Consider the following 15,526-nt stretch of genomic DNA (forward strand, 5'->3'; position numbering starts at 1 on the left):
TTTTAAAGATAATATTTTCCTTCATCTAAAGCACGATAAAAAGCTGAAACATCATTACTGGGGGCTTCTCATGATTTCCTATCCTAACCTAAACTGCATTTTATGTACCCCTGCATTCCTTGCAGCCATACCTCTTAATGAAATGGTCGAGCAAATCAGGTGATTTCATCCAACTGGATCCTTCAGGTAAAAAGACCATATAAACAAGTTGAAACCACAAAAGACGGAACATATGGATATGGTAATCAGCTATGGACTTATGAAGATAGCGAACTATGAAATTACAATAGTATCTAAGGCAATTTAATTTTTTATCGCACATTAGAAATCATTCACAAAAAAATGTCTGCTTTTTCCATAAGCAGACATTTTCATATTAATTATACTTTGTTTGAAATATGTATTATTCTATATTATCAAAATGCCTGTAGGAAATGGGTTCCATTCCATTCAAAGCAACTCCTTAAATACATTGGTTAATTGTTAGTTGCTCTGGCGAAAATGGCGTATAATATTCCAACACATAAGGAGCTTTATTAAATGAAAATGGCCCCGCATTTCCTACTGCTACTATAACTGTGATATTTTTAGCTATAGCTTCTTGGACCGCTTTATTTAATGGGGAATCTGTGCCTTTATAAGATTCTCCCAAAAATAAGTTAATAATTTGTGCACCATCTTTGATAGCTTGATGAATAGCCTTAACAATTGTCTCGGTATCCCCGCCCTTTTTCATCACCAAAAACACGATAAGCTAGAATTGATGCATCGGGAGCAATTCCTTTCATGGATCCGTCCGCAGCAATTATCCCTGCTACATGTGTTCTTGTCCCTCCGTATCTTCTGGATTATTATCGTTATCGACAAAGTCATAACCTTTTAGATAATTTTTCAAAAGATCCGGAAATATCCAAAAGGCAAAACTTTTAGGTACATAATGGATAAAGTATTGCCCTAGCCTTAAATCATTAAGTTCCAATCCGTTGTTTTTTAAATGTACTTTTGTATCCAAAACTGTAATTTAATTATTGTCAATGCCTACATTTTTATAACGACTAATTAGATTTTAAAATTCATCAAGGAATGAACATATGTACAAATTAGAACAAATAACTAATGAATTACTCGAGGCGGGATATACAATCGAGGAAATTATAGTAGCCTTTAATGAGGTAATTAAGGCATGTAATCAAACAAAAGAAGATGATAAAACAAATAGCTAATTACATAGTTATTTGTTTTTCTTAAGAGGAAAAGGTTCTTTTGATTTTACATTTTGGAGTACCGAATGCCAACAAAAGAACCTTAAATTAAGTTGTTTTTTAATAAAATTTTTATTTAAATTTACTCTAAATTCTTGATTTCACTGCTTGTTTAAAAAAGAATGCATTGGTTACTTTGAAACTATTTTAGTAACCATTTTTAGTATCATATAATTTATCTCAAGCTTTTTTTGACCAAATGACAACTGGAATAAGGATCAAAGATAATAGACCTCCAGCTAATGATAATGTTGCATAGCTTGCATTAGCCACTACCATCCCCGAAAGGGCACCACCCGACGCTCCTGCTAGTGCAACTAAAACATCTATTTTCCCTTGCGTTTTTGCACGTGTAGAAGGCTCTGTTGAATCAACTATTTGTACAGTACCACTTATTAAGCCAAGTTCCACCCTATTCCAAGTAAAGAAAGTGCTACGATAATAGAACCAAAGAATCGCTCGGTGCGAATGCGGCTAATAGCTCGGAACCCCCTGTAAAATTAGTGAAATGTTAATGGAAAGCTCTAATTATTCATTTCCAAAATAAGACATACGCTTAATTCTGAACTTTATATCTATCAGAATTAAACGTATGTCTTTTAGATGGATTCTCAAGTCATTCGATAACAAATTTTGAACTAACAAAGACAACTAGAACCCCACTGATGGTCTTTAAAACATAATTATTTTAATCCAATTTAAAATGCTTCAACAAGGCACCCTTTTCCCACGATGAATAATTATTCAATTTTCTCATGTATATACCTTATTTTAATCACCATTTAAACCGTAGTATATTCTCTGCTAGTGGGGAAAAAACCTAAGTGAGATCCGTGATCTATCAAATTAGATACAAACTTTGCATTAGGTAATTCGCATACCACATCAACTACTTGTAAAAAACGTTGCGTATCTTGACACGTTGGGATTGATAAGGAATTTTCAGCTGTTTCTTCTAGTAAAGGCACCATCAATTCTAAAGCATATTTTTGTTTATCAGACAATGTATTGTCTTTAAATAAGTTCATAAACTGTTCAGTATTTACAATTTTTATAGGATGACCGCTCTGTTTCAAATATTCAACAAACGGTTTCCATTCCAGTTGAACAGGATTACTAATGTGGAAAGTTTCCCCTTCCGTTTCCTTTGTACATACCAATTGTACAATTGCTTTACTAGCAAAATCGATTGGTACTAAATCAATATACGTATGAATGTCCGGTGCAATTTGTAGTAATAAGATAGCTTTTATCAAACGATAAAAAGCATTACCTTCTATATTCTCTTGAAATCTCCCGTCAAGTGTACGCCCTACTAGGTTTCCTACACGATACACTGTTGCTGGTACGCCCTCTTTTATTGCTTCTCTTACTAATTTTTCTGCTAAAAATTTACTTTCCACATACACATTATCTAACTGTTGTCCTCTGTCAAAGTCTCGTTCAGAGAATAAAAATTCTTTAGCATCATGAGGGGCATGTCCAGAAATACTAATTGTTGAAATATAATGAAAACGTGCCCGTGCGTCTTTACTCATCTCTAATAAGTATTTAGTAGATTCCACATTGACTTGGATAAAATGTTCTCTGTCTCCATAATGACGCACATCTCCTCCACAATGTATGATCGTATCTATTTCTTGAATCAATTGTTTTCTTTTATTTGGTGTAAGTCCTAGATGTTCTTTGCTCAAATCTCCTTCAATAATCTGAACGCGATGCTTCATTTTTTCTAAAATGGCCTCGCCAAAGTAAAACTGCATTTTTTCTCGTACTTTATTTTCCATTGAAGTTTGTTTTTGATTCCGAACTAGGCAATAAATCACTGTATCAGATAGTAATAATAACTGCTCTAAGATATGGGCACCAAGAAAACCTGTTCCACCTGTTAATAATATACAACGAGGTTTCTGTTGTGAAACTTGTATTAATGTATCCCATTTCTTACTGTTTTCTTGTTTATCTATATGAGTATTATTTTCTTTTTTATGCTCTTCCGCAATCGCTACTATACTGTTTTCTAGCTGAATCGCATCTGTATCTATTTTTCGCGCCAGTTTTTCGATTGTACGATAGTGAAAGAAATCCTGTATACGCAAGTTAGAGAAATATGGTTTTAGTTTCACCAAAGTAGGCATAATTTTTAATGAGTGTCCCCCTAGAGCAAAAAAATCATCTTTTATGTTTAAGTCTTTTATGTTTAATACTTCTGCCCAAACATTAGCTAGTACCTTTTGTGTTTCTGTAACAGGTGGTTGATGATTTTTATTTTTCCGGTACTGTATCTGATACTGCCCTTGTAGTTTTTGAACATCTATTTTGCCATTTTGTGTGACAGGAATCTCTGGAACACAAACATATCCTTTTGGCACCATATATTCCGGTAAAGTAGCGGAAACATGCTTATAGATTTTTTCAATACTTATTTCTGTTTGGTTATGAACAGTGAAGTATGCGTGTAATTCTTTTCCTTCTGCATCAGGTAGAACCACCGCTTGTTGAATGCGAGGCTCTTGCACAAGTACATCTTCAATTTCTCCTAGTTCAATACGATATCCTCTTATTTTCACTTGTTTATCACGTCTACCCATGTATTCTACACTTCCATTTGATGCTAGGCGTACTAAATCTCCTGTCCGATATAAAATTGACTGATTTTTTGGTGAAAATGGGTTAGATAAAAATGATTGTTTGGTTCTATCTGGCTGATTTACATACCCAATTGCTGTTCCTACACTCTCAATGTATAGTTCTCCTATTACACCTATTGGGCATAGCTGCATGTTTTCATTTAAGATATAGATTTTTGTATTAGCAATAGGCTTCCCAATAGGAATCTGGGTAACTGTACTATCCACTTTTGTAGAAACAGAGTGATACAACGAACTAACCGTTGTTTCCGTAGGTCCATATTCATTGACAATCTGTACAGTATCACTCATTTCAGAATGCCATTTTCGAATAGCCTCTGCAGATGCAGCTTCTCCTCCCATAATTAGCACACGTAAACTTTTTAATGGAATGAGCTGTTTTGAAGACACTCCATTTGCTAATTGTTTAAAAAAGGCTGTTGCCACGTCTGAAATCGTAATGTTATAAGTAGAAACTGCATCGAAATATGCCTGTGAAGAGAAACGTTGTTCCTCATTTAACAGATGAAGTCTTGCTCCAGTTAATAAAGCTGAAAAAATTTCCGAAACAGACGAATCAAAACTGTGAGAGTAAAATTGAGATAACACATCTTGCTCTGTTATATGGAATGTTTTTGAACGCCATTCCACTAAATTGAGTACGCCAGCATGTCGGAGTAATGTACCTTTCGGATTCCCCGTCGATCCAGATGTATAAATCATATATGCTGTGTCATCCGCTGTATTTTTATTTAAGATGTCTTGAATAGAAGACGATGCTAACATATCTTCAATTACAACTACTTGTTCATAATAGGATAGTAATTCTTTTTTTAACACATTTTTCGTTAGAATCAACTTTGACTTACTGTCGTTTAAGATATACGATACACGTTCTGGCGGATATTTAATATCAATTGGCACATAGGTACCACCAGCTTTGAGAACTCCTAACATACATACAATACTTTCAAAGCTTCGGTCTAAGAAAATAGCAGCTACATCATTCGGTTGCATTCCTTTTTCAATCAAATAATGAGCAATTTGATTAGAATAATGATTCACCTCTTCATAGGTATATGAACTATCCTCTGTAGAAATTGCGATTGCATTTGGTGTTTTATACACTTGCTGATAATAACGTTCCTGTATAGATGAATGTGGTGGCATCGCCATATACGTATCATTCAATTTTTGATAGATAGTTTTATCTGTATCACTCAATATACTTAATTGACAAAGAGATGTAGTAAAATCTGTTTGTATCATCTGGATAATTTGCAACAATTGTTCTGCAAAACGTGAAATCGTTGTTCTTTCAAACAAATCTGTATTATATTCTAAATCCATAATTAGACCATCTTCTGACTCCACAAATGTAAGGGATAAATCAAATTTACTAATTGCTTGTTCTACAGGTTGTATATCCAATCGATGCAAATTATGTTGTTGAGCTGTGTTCTGTTGATAACTAAACATAGTTTGGAAAATTGGATTTTCATGTGCTCTTCGTTCAGGGTTTACTGCTTCAATTACCTTATCAAATGGATAGTTTTGATGTTGGAATGCCAAAAGACATTTTTCTTTTACGACTTCACACAATTCTTTCATTGTAGAAGCATCTGTTGTATTTACTCGAATTGCAACTGTGTTGACAAAGAAACCTTGTACATCTTCAAATGCTGTAAGTTGTCTCCCTGTCACAGGTGTTCCTACAATGAGATCATTCTGCCCACATATTTGCTGTAAAAATTGTGTGTAAGCAGTTAATAGCAATATGAATAGTGAAACTTCCTCTTGTTGTGCAATTTTTTTTAATCCTGCCAAATGTATCTGATTTATTTTCTTAGAAAGCACCGCACCAGAATTCAAAGGAGTACTAGGCATTTGATCGTATGGTAGTGATAATTGAGGTAGAACGTTTTGGAACTCTTGTTTCCAATATTGTTTTTCTATTTCCCATGTTCCTAACGAAAGATGTTCATATTGCCATGCTACATAATCAACATATCTAACAGTAGGTTTGGTAGCATGCACAATTTTATTTAGTATTATTTCATCATATACCTCCAATAGCTCTTTTAGAAAGAGTTGTAAACTCCATTCATCCATAATGATATGATGGAAATTCAAATATAACCAAGAGCAATCTTCATTCTCTGTGAATAGGATTGTTCGGAATAACGGACCCTGTTCTAAATCAAACTCTTTAGAATCAATTTCCCGTATACACTTCAACCTATATGCTGCTTGTTTACTCTTTTTAATTTTGGTAATATCCACGTGTGTAGCTATCGCATCTATTTCTTCTCGTATGTGTTGCACAGGCTCCCCTTGCTTTTCCATGAAAATCGTTCGAAAAATTTCATGTCGTTTTACAACTTCATATAAAGCTTTGTTCAACATATTGATTTGTATACCAGGCTGTATTTGCACCTGGATAGGAATATCATATGTTCTATCTTCTGGATACCTTTTGTATAAAAACCAAAGTCTTTTTTGTGCATGTGATAACGCGTAATACGTTTGTTCAGGAATTTGTGGAATTACGTCTTCAATATCTATCGGATTTAATCGGTCTATATAATCAGCACATGTATGAATCGTTCGATATATATATAAGTCTTTTAAACTTAACTGTACATGGAATCTGGTATGAATACGATTAATGACTTGGACTGTGAGTAAAGAATGTCCACCAATTGTGAAAAAATCATCTTCGATACTTATCTGTTCAGAATTCATCCGTAAAACTTCTGCCCAGATATTTTGTAATTGTATTTCAGTATCTGTATTGGGTGGGATATATCTATGGGTACGGTTTTCTAATACGGACTCAGCTTGCTTTTGTAATGAGTTATAATCTATCTTGCCGCTAGGTGTTAAAGGAAACTTCTCGACATCTTGCATGTAATTCGGTAGCATAAAATAAGGTAACTTTTCCGAAAGATATGCTTGGATATCATCAGCAGTCACAATAGCCTCTTTTTGCAATATGTAGAAAGCAATCAATTGCTGATCGCCATTTTTATTCTGATAAACTATCACAGATGCATGTTGAATAGAAGGGTGTTGGAGCATTTGCTCTTCGATTTCTTCTAACTCAATACGATATCCACGAATCTTCACCTGCTTATCTATACGTCCTAAAAATTCAACTTGCCCATCTTGTGTGATACGGCCTTGATCACCACTTTTATATAGTCTCGCATTAGACGAAGTTGGTAAATTTACTGTTACAAATGCTTCTTTTGTTTTATCAGGTTGATTGACATATTGCTTTGCAAGGCTATTCCCACCAATATAAATCTCTCCAGGTACGTACGGTGGACAAATTTGATGCTGTTCGTTCAAAATATAGATTTCTGTATGAGATAACTGTTTCCCAATTGGTATATTTGCTTGTTTTTCATTTACTTTGTTGATAATCGGATATGTGGCAACACAAACTGTCGATTCTGTTGGACCATATGCATTTACAATTGGAATTTTCAAATCTACTTTTTCTTGCCATTTTCGTACCGTTTCCGGTAGCAATGTCTCTCCTCCAACAAATATATAGTTAAGTGATTTCAATTTTTCTAATTCATGTAGAGACGCTTGCGTTAAAGTATGGAAAAACACAGTAGGTAAAAGACAAAAATTTACTTGTTGCTTCTCAATTGCCTCGATAAAGTGGTTGAAAGATTTTCTTTCTATTTCCGATAAAATATAAAGCCTTCCACCAGTTAACAAGCTACTATAGATTTCCCAGACGGATGCATCAAAGATAAGTGATGCAAATTGTAGATGTACTTGATTTTTCTGAAAATGATACGTATTTTTTAAGGATTGTATAAAGTGAATTACTCCCTTATGAGGAATTAATACACCTTTAGGATTCCCAGTAGAACCAGATGTATAAATGATATAGGCTCCATCCTCCGTTGCATGTGTACGTTTCACTTGCTCAATAATTGGTTGTTTAGACATGTCTTCATATAAAATAACTTTTTGGTCTTGTTGAATATGTCGTAAACTAATTTTATGACTTGAAATAATATGAGTTGAATCACTATCCTGTAATATATAACGAATTCGGTCTACAGGAAAATCTGGCTCCACAGGTACATAGGTACCTCCTGCTTTTAATACTCCAATCATGGAAACAACGGCTTCTATACTACGATCCATGATGATACTTACACGGTTTTGTCTTTGAAATCCTTGGCGCAATAAAGTTTGTGCCACTTGGTTCGACAAGGCCCGTAACTCTTGATAAGTGATATTTTGTTGGCCCATCGTTATAGCAATAAGATCTGGATGTATATCCGCTTGTTCATCGATGAGTTGATCTAATGTCATAGCCGTCACGTTTTTCACAGCCAATGTATTTTGATAAACATCATAATCCTGTGGTAAAAGCAACTCTAGATTGCATATAGATATATCACTGTTTTCTAACAATATCTGTAGTAAATGTTGAAATCTATCTATAAAGTTCTGTATATCGTTTTCTTCATATATACCTGCGTTATAATCAATTTCAATATTTAAAGCATCATTTTGGCTTTGAACTAGTCGCCATACCATATCAAATACACTTACTCGATTATGATGTGTAATAACTTTCGTTTCTAAGCCTTCCATTCTGAAATTCGGAAGTTTCACCATGTTGAATACTGTTGAATATAAAGACGGTTTATTTTCTTCTCGATTCTTAACTTGCTGAATCAAATGGTTCAATGGATAATTTCTATGTGCGATAGCTTCTTTTATAGAGTTATTCACTTTTTGAACTAACTCTATAAAAGTTTCGGTTGGTGAAAGTGCTATACGTAGTGGAACAGTATTCACAAAGTAGCCAAATACCTCCATATCTTCTTCGTCACGGCTTCTGGTGTTAATTGGCATTCCAACTACCAAGTCTGTCTGATTTGTCATTTGATGTAATAAAACAATATAGATGCTTAGCCATACACGGTATGAGCTAACTTTATTTCCCTTGGAAAATTGTTCTATAAGGTTTGATAAAGCCGGCTTTATTGCATTTTGTAAAGCTCCTCCTTGATATGTTTGTACAAGTGACCTTCCGCTACTTGTTGGAAATTCACTCCACGGTAAGGTGCCTTCTAACTTTCTACTCCAATACTTCCCAGAATTAACATACTCCTCTGTTCCAATATAATTTCGTTGTTTATGTAAAAGTTTTCCATACATTTGTATTCTATGTAAATTTTTTTCTGTTTCAAAAGTTTCATCTAATGAATAAGCTTGTTCTAAATCTTGCAGGAATAGTCCTAAACTCCATCCATCAAAAATAATATGATGGAACAACATGTAAAGGAGATACTCATTTGGCCCCAACTGATACAGTTGAAAACGAAACAAGGTATCTGAGGTTAAATCAAATCTTGTGTGGAGATTTGATTTCAAAGTTTTGTCCAACATTTGATCTCTTATGGCGCTAGGATAGGAAGACCAATCATAAAAATCAATGTCTACATGAAATTGTTCTCTCCTTATTTGCTTCAGACCGTCATTCGTAGATACAATATTCATTTGTAACGCTACGTGTTTCACTACAATATATTGTAATGCCTTTTGTAGTCTTCTAAGATCTAAGTCCCCTTTTAATTGTATAGAAACGGGTTCATTATAAATGCCAGCTTCTATGTCCATTTGACGTGCCAACCATAATACTTTCTGATTTTCTGTTACATCGTATCGAGCTTCGGTTATCAACTGGGTATTTTCTACTTTAACAAATCGGTTCATACCTGTTCCTCCTTATTAACGAAAAATTTTACCAATAAAATTCATAACGCTTGTAGATGATTGTTAAAAACGTATAGTTTTGCTGTGTATAAAACCACTAGAATGTGAGAATAGAGGATTATGTTAATTAAAAATCACCAACTCATTTCGCTTATGCTTTTGTGATATACCTATATTCGTGCCGAAACAATTACACGGGACAATAATATGGATAAACAGCTTCAGCAGATAATCTTCAGTTTGCTCACTGACAAAGCGAGACATTCAGGTCAAGCTCTAAGTTTTTAGGAGTTAGGGCGTGGCACGACTCTTTTCTAATTACGCAATTGATCAAAAAAGACTGTAATAGGACATGCACATATAAGTATAATGGGATTCATTTCATTTTATAGAGGAATTTCAAAACGGATCTTAACTTCCGGTACTAAAAATTGAAGAGAATAAAATATAAGTGGTTTGGAGTCCTATTGCCTATTTTTGTTCCGTTACTACACAAAACCCTAGTTTGCAATTTGTAAACGACGTATTGGGTCGTAGTTTAATATTATCCAGATTATACTTGCGGTGTAATGTAAGCCATCATTTTTTTCTGCGATAGCAACCACACATGCGTCAGCTATACTTGAGCCAAGCTCGAATTAAGCTTTCCCGTCTCACATATCAACACAAGTTTACTAATATATCGGTAAGCATGCCCATAGTATATGACGAACGAAATGGAATGTCAAATTTTTCAAAAACAGGAAATATAAATGGTAATAATGTTATTTTACAATAAAAGCTTGGCTACTGAATATAAGTTATAATAACGCAAAATAATATATTGTATATCTGAGGCTTTTGTTTGCTAAACTTATGTTTATCCCGATAAGAACATCTTTAGACATAGTCTCTTATCTGTTGAGTTACATACATATTTTCAGTACTCTGTGTACCAGAAAGCCAACAAAGGTATCTTTTTTGATCTTAACTAGAATCTTTAACGTTATTAGATTGAATTGTATCCCCGATTACAGAATCCAAAACTCCAGTATCCTGGTTATAGTAAAAATCCAATAAATAGTTGATATTTGTCTCCTCAAAGTAAACTATAGGATTTCATTTCCATCACTAATACCATTGATTTTCGTCCACAAAAAACATCCAAGTAACCTGATAAAATGCTACCAGGGTGTTGTCCTTTTACTGATTATATTTTTAACATCCACTCTCAAGTAATTAGAAGGCTCTAATTCGGACTTCACACGTTTTAAAGCATCCCATTTACGGCTTATTTATCATGCGTAAAAGATGTAGTAAAACTTGAAATTGTCGCATTTAAAATATCTACTAGCTTGAAAATGAACATTATCGAACATTACAGAAGCTAGCGGAACATTTAGAGAGATGAATTTCCATTAATATTGCTACTTCTTCACCCTATGGTACACCTGTGTTTATACGAAACATTATAGGTTTGTAGTGATTTTTTTGATGCTTTAAACAGTAATCTACTATTTTGATACGTTCATCAATTGTTTCCTCCCTTTAGTCATAAAGTTACCTTTAATATTTTTTAAAGTTACTTAAAAAACAAAAAGAATATGTCATAAACAAAAGTTATGACACATTCTTTTTTATTTCAATACAAGCCATATTTATTTGAACAATCGGAGCAAATTTGACTTCTACACATCTGATGAAAAACGTGAGAAATCAATTCTAGAAACATTTATTTCTCAAGCTTTTATGGTTTTAGCCAGTTTTACCCGCCTCTTTTTAACATAGACTATTCTGTTACTTTTTCAATGATAGGTGACAACGCAATAGGTGGGAGAGACATAGTCATTGCTTTAAAATAAACATCTAGTTTATCTCCAATAGTATAAGAATTATTATCAAAAACAGGAACAAGTAATATTTTATTTTGGTTGACTAAATCCCACCAATTTTCTTGATAAAATAGCGCTTCTCGCATCGTCGGCGTATCTACAACTGTCATATAATGATCACCAACAGAAACAATATAACCTGTAAAATGGGTTTGTTGTTGTTTCTCAATTGATGGGCTAGAAATATGATCTGTAGAAAGTTCATTTGATGCAGCAGATGTAGGTGTTAGCCCGAAAAAAGAAAATCCACATCCTAATGCTAAAGTAGTTGCTAAGGTAACTAGTTTTTGTTTCGCTGTAAACATAATCAATTATTCCCTTCTATAATTTAATTTCCTTACATTACCAATTTTACCATTTTATTATTTAAAATCAAGTTATTGACTAAATCATTTAATTCCTTAGTTGCCCAGCATTTGGTGTTCAGCAGAAATTTGATCAAATATAGCCTCTTCTATATTTGTTGTTCCATCAAATTGGGTTATCACTTTTCATATTATTGATAAAAGTTACTTTTTGCGCTGAGAGCGTAATGGCGCAAAAAAAAGCAAGCCTGCCCTCCTTGTGGCTAGTGACCTACTTATCCTTAAACATATTTATTTATTTTATCAGCCGATTGCTATTGGGATGTACACTTCCAAATACCAAAACATCCTCATGTTTTTTTATTATCCTGGGCATCACCCTACCACTGTTTACAGCACTCGTAACCCAAAGGCTCGTTATTGTTAATTCGTCTAAGCTATTCACTCCCCCAACATAAATAGTGTCCGCTTCCGTTAAGAAGTTCTTTCTTGAACTAACTGAAATAGACATGTTTAGAATCGGAAGCTTGCAATGCAGAGTAGTTATCCATTACTATGTTTGCTGGTATTCCAAAAGTAGCAGCTGCAATTTGACGCATTTCCTCTACATGAAAAGGTATTATTCCCTCTACAAAGTAGCTTTCCATATCAATAGGACGACAGGCATGATAAGCACGAATATGCGTGTAATTTCCAAGGTCAACCCCTTGTTTCTTTTTCGCTTTATCATCAGGCACAAATACTTTTTTGTTACTATCCTCCATCGAACTATCTCCTTTCGCAATACTTCGGACTTTGTATTCCCTAAATAAATCCAATACTTTTCCATTATCTATTGAAGAAGACATAAACACGAGAAACAAATTTTCTAGTGTGCTATTCTCAATTTATTGTAAATATTTAAAGGCAGGCATTGGTTACTCCGAAACAGTTCCAAGTGTTGTTGTTTAGTAAACATAATGCAAAGAGTAATAAAATTCTTCGCTGTGCTTTTGTAGTCTCTTACCTGAAGACCAACGTCTTATCATTGAATGAGCAATTCCAAATTCTTTTTCTACTGTTTTATAACTCATACCCTCTTTTGATTTGGATTAATAAAGTTATTTAATTTTAGTCAAAAAGGTAAGAGCCTTACTACAAATTATAAGAAGCAAGGCTCTTTAAGTTGTTTCATTTACATCCAATAATTATTTATCCCTTAAAAAATGAATAATAAGTTTATATTTCTATAACAAGCCAATAAGTTTCAGTCCAATAAATACAATGATCCAGCTATCTAACCTATCTAAAACTCCCCCGTGACCAGGAAGTATTTTCCCCGAATATTTAATACCAAAGTTGCGTTTTAGTGCTGATTCAACCAAGTCACCAACTTGACCAGCTATAGATACAACAAGAGTTATTATTAAAGCTTCGATGTAGTTTACATATGTATTTAATGTCATTTGAAGAAACGTTCCTATAATAATCGCTGTTATAATACCACCTATTGCTCCTTCTACTGTCTTATTAGGACTAATTTTTTCAGCAAGTTTCTTTTTACCAAATTTTCTTCCAATAAAGTAAGCTCCTGAGTCAGTTGATCAAATTGTTAGTAATATAGATAACGTCCAAATAACTCCTTTATCTATTCTTGCTTCTGCTAATGAACTGAACCCAAATCCAATATATAAAACACCAATCAGCAAAGTCTCAGCCTTTTCAATTGAAAACTCCTGGTAAAGCACCCCGTTAATTTAAGTGTATTCATTCAAAATGTGCAAATAAGATTGTAGAGCAAGGTCTATCAAGCAAGAGTATAAGAATATTAAATAATGCGAACTTTAATACCGAAAACACCTGATGAAAAACAAATACTCAAAATAAAGAAAGTGATTCCTGCTATAATTGAAATTAATCCAATAGCATATTTGACTTTATCTTTAAAAATTTTGCATATGATTTTATAAATAACAATTCCAAGAAATCCACCTAATCCATTCAAAATTATATCATCAATATCAGTTGCACCTACTTTAAATAAATATTGCAAGACTTCAACTGCCACACTAATAATGACGCTCCATAAAGTGTTAATGAATATCCTTTTATTGTAATTAAACAAAATCAAATAGATACCTAATGGTATAAATAAAACAATATTACCCAGTACATTAATTAAAGAAAAAATACCACCATTAGATAAGTAATCTGTTATAGTATAAAACGGTATAAGATTTACAGATTGATATGAATTTGTTTTAAAAAATAAAAATGCAAATAAAATAAAAATATAAAATCCTAATCCTATAATTAACAAAATATAGTTGTGTTCAGTTTTTTTACTTTCATTAATCTTCATAGAGTATTCTCCAAATTCTAATTTATTTTCTTATAAGATATCTGCCTATATTATTATAATCCCCTGTAAATATTAATATTTTACTTAATTTAATCCCTATTTTCGCCGTGTGGTAATACCGTTCATCAATTTCGTACAGTTTATTCCGCACCCTCACCTAAGTTTCTACACGTTATCAGGAAATACTGTCACTATCACACCATCCGTATTATTGCCCGATACCTCAAAACGAAGATTTGCTGGCACATTAATAGTGGTATTTTCAGTAACAGGATAATAAAAGACCTCATATTTTTGACCATTAACAGTAGCAGAAATATGTTTTTCTTCTATTAGATAGTCTAAATATTCCTCTAACACAAAATTCTTTTCTTTCATAATCGCACTATGTGGTAAACCGACATAGCGAATATGCCATGGTTCATTCATAATTCCCGTTATGTCCGTTTTATCCTCTGGATAACGTAGAGTAAACCCGTATTTCCAAGCGTTCTCTGCAATCCACTCTCCCTCAGGTGCTACCTCCATCTTCCCTTGGGTACTTCCCACATCAAGCGATAAACCTAAATTGTGTTCGCTGTAACCTGCTGGCAAGGCACGAATGGAACCCATTTCTTTATAAAGTTTAGATTGCTCATCAAATCCTCGAAAACCACTTGTAATTAAAAAACTAGAAACTTCATCTTCTTCCGCATCAAGAACCATATCCGAAAATTTCCTTGCTATATCTTCTGATAAATATGTTTCGCTATTAAACAATCTGTATCCTTTTACCAATTCTTTGCGAACATTTAAATTGATGACATCTGATTTTATACTTTCATTGTGAACTGGGTGCTTACTGTTGACCAAAAGTAAATTTCCTTGATAAATTTGTTCTACTGGAATTTCTACTTTTTTTATATTTCCAGAAAACAACTTTCCCTCCACTACACCATTCTCATTATAGGCATTTCCTATTACACCTTTTTCATCTTGAAAGAATGGTACTATCTTAAAGGCTGTCACACCCAAACATATTGAAAAAATTAATAAAAAGCCCCACTTTTTCACTCTTAACTTCTCCCTTATTCTTTTTTACTTAAAAGATTATAAGTAAAACTAATTAAGAAAAAAGTAGGATGAATCTTAAGTTTTTCTTAAATTACTTACTTAAAATATGAAGCTATCTTAACTATTTTGTTTTACTATCTGATGCACAATGGATCTCTGCGATATTTATGACGACGACGTACCCTACCAAACGTCAACAAAGGAATATTTTATATACGATGATTTGTCAAATTAAGTGCAACAATTGCTCATTAAAAGCCTCGTTTGCAGTTTTCCAGCCAAGACATTTTCTTGGTCGGTTGTTGAT

8 protein-coding genes and 2 pseudogenes are annotated in these 15,526 nt (G+C 33.4%); 1 reads left to right on the plus strand and 9 read right to left on the minus strand.

Going from position 1 to position 15,526, the window contains the following annotated elements:
* Positions 1 to 463: 463 nt before the first annotated feature.
* Both ACFTQ7_RS18625 and ACFTQ7_RS18630 read right to left on the minus strand, forming a co-directional pair.
* The gene (locus tag ACFTQ7_RS18625) at positions 464 to 736 is read right to left on the minus strand and encodes a S8 family serine peptidase (RefSeq protein WP_386830333.1); all 273 of its coding nucleotides are present in this window, start codon (positions 734 to 736) and stop codon (positions 464 to 466) included.
* Positions 702 to 788 (minus strand): hypothetical protein, encoded by an 87-nt coding sequence (locus ACFTQ7_RS18630; protein WP_386830342.1) that lies wholly within the window; start codon positions 786 to 788, stop codon positions 702 to 704. Before ACFTQ7_RS18630 ends, ACFTQ7_RS18625 begins: the two co-directional genes overlap by 35 nt.
* A 303-nt stretch (positions 789 to 1,091) precedes the next feature.
* Here ACFTQ7_RS18630 and ACFTQ7_RS18635 point away from each other — a divergent pair, with 303 nt between their 5' ends.
* Positions 1,092 to 1,223 (plus strand): hypothetical protein, encoded by a 132-nt coding sequence (locus ACFTQ7_RS18635; protein WP_386830334.1) that lies wholly within the window; start codon positions 1,092 to 1,094, stop codon positions 1,221 to 1,223.
* A 219-nt stretch (positions 1,224 to 1,442) separates the two neighbouring features.
* On the opposite strand, the pseudogene ACFTQ7_RS18640 reads toward ACFTQ7_RS18635, so the two are convergent.
* The 7 genes and pseudogenes from ACFTQ7_RS18640 to vanY form a co-directional block, all read right to left on the minus strand.
* Positions 1,443 to 1,743 (minus strand): annotated as a pseudogene (locus ACFTQ7_RS18640) (MFS transporter); the annotation flags it as partial.
* A gap of 301 nt (positions 1,744 to 2,044) precedes the next feature.
* Positions 2,045 to 9,649 (minus strand): non-ribosomal peptide synthetase, encoded by a 7,605-nt coding sequence (locus tag ACFTQ7_RS18645; RefSeq protein ID WP_386830335.1) that lies wholly within the window; start codon positions 9,647 to 9,649, stop codon positions 2,045 to 2,047.
* Positions 9,650 to 11,417: 1,768 nt separating this feature from the next.
* Positions 11,418 to 11,825 (minus strand): DUF3221 domain-containing protein, encoded by a 408-nt coding sequence (locus ACFTQ7_RS18650; RefSeq protein WP_386830343.1) that lies wholly within the window; start codon positions 11,823 to 11,825, stop codon positions 11,418 to 11,420.
* Positions 11,826 to 12,319: 494 nt separating this feature from the next.
* The gene (locus tag ACFTQ7_RS18655) at positions 12,320 to 12,589 is read right to left on the minus strand and encodes a hypothetical protein (protein ID WP_386830336.1); all 270 of its coding nucleotides are present in this window, start codon (positions 12,587 to 12,589) and stop codon (positions 12,320 to 12,322) included.
* A gap of 462 nt (positions 12,590 to 13,051) precedes the next feature.
* Positions 13,052 to 13,393, minus strand: a pseudogene (locus ACFTQ7_RS18660) (phosphatidate cytidylyltransferase); the annotation flags it as partial.
* A gap of 239 nt (positions 13,394 to 13,632) precedes the next feature.
* Positions 13,633 to 14,166: a VanZ family protein gene (locus tag ACFTQ7_RS18665; RefSeq protein WP_386830337.1), complete on the minus strand. Its 534-nt coding sequence runs from the start codon at positions 14,164 to 14,166 to the stop codon at positions 13,633 to 13,635.
* A 165-nt stretch (positions 14,167 to 14,331) separates the two neighbouring features.
* The gene (gene vanY / locus ACFTQ7_RS18670; RefSeq protein ID WP_386830338.1) at positions 14,332 to 15,219 is read right to left on the minus strand and encodes a VanY-A/VanY-F/VanY-M family D-Ala-D-Ala carboxypeptidase; all 888 of its coding nucleotides are present in this window, start codon (positions 15,217 to 15,219) and stop codon (positions 14,332 to 14,334) included.
* Positions 15,220 to 15,526 lie beyond the last annotated feature (307 nt).

This window comes from Lysinibacillus sp. NPDC056959 (assembly GCF_042674095.1).
GTDB classification, from domain to species: Bacteria; Bacillota; Bacilli; order Bacillales_A; family Planococcaceae; genus Lysinibacillus; species Lysinibacillus zambalensis.

Excerpts from the sequence above, each read along its gene's own strand:
- ACFTQ7_RS18665 (WP_386830337.1), bottom strand. The coding sequence starts at position 14,166 with ATGAAGATTAATGAAAGTAAAAAAACTGAACACAACTATATTTTGTTA.
- ACFTQ7_RS18625 (WP_386830333.1), bottom strand. The coding sequence starts at position 736 with ATGAAAAAGGGCGGGGATACCGAGACAATTGTTAAGGCTATTCATCAA.
- ACFTQ7_RS18650 (WP_386830343.1), bottom strand. The coding sequence starts at position 11,825 with ATGTTTACAGCGAAACAAAAACTAGTTACCTTAGCAACTACTTTAGCA.
- ACFTQ7_RS18630 (WP_386830342.1), bottom strand. The coding sequence starts at position 788 with ATGAAAGGAATTGCTCCCGATGCATCAATTCTAGCTTATCGTGTTTTT.
- ACFTQ7_RS18645 (WP_386830335.1), bottom strand. The coding sequence starts at position 9,649 with ATGAACCGATTTGTTAAAGTAGAAAATACCCAGTTGATAACCGAAGCT.
- ACFTQ7_RS18655 (WP_386830336.1), bottom strand. The coding sequence starts at position 12,589 with ATGGAGGATAGTAACAAAAAAGTATTTGTGCCTGATGATAAAGCGAAA.
- ACFTQ7_RS18635 (WP_386830334.1), top strand. The coding sequence starts at position 1,092 with ATGTACAAATTAGAACAAATAACTAATGAATTACTCGAGGCGGGATAT.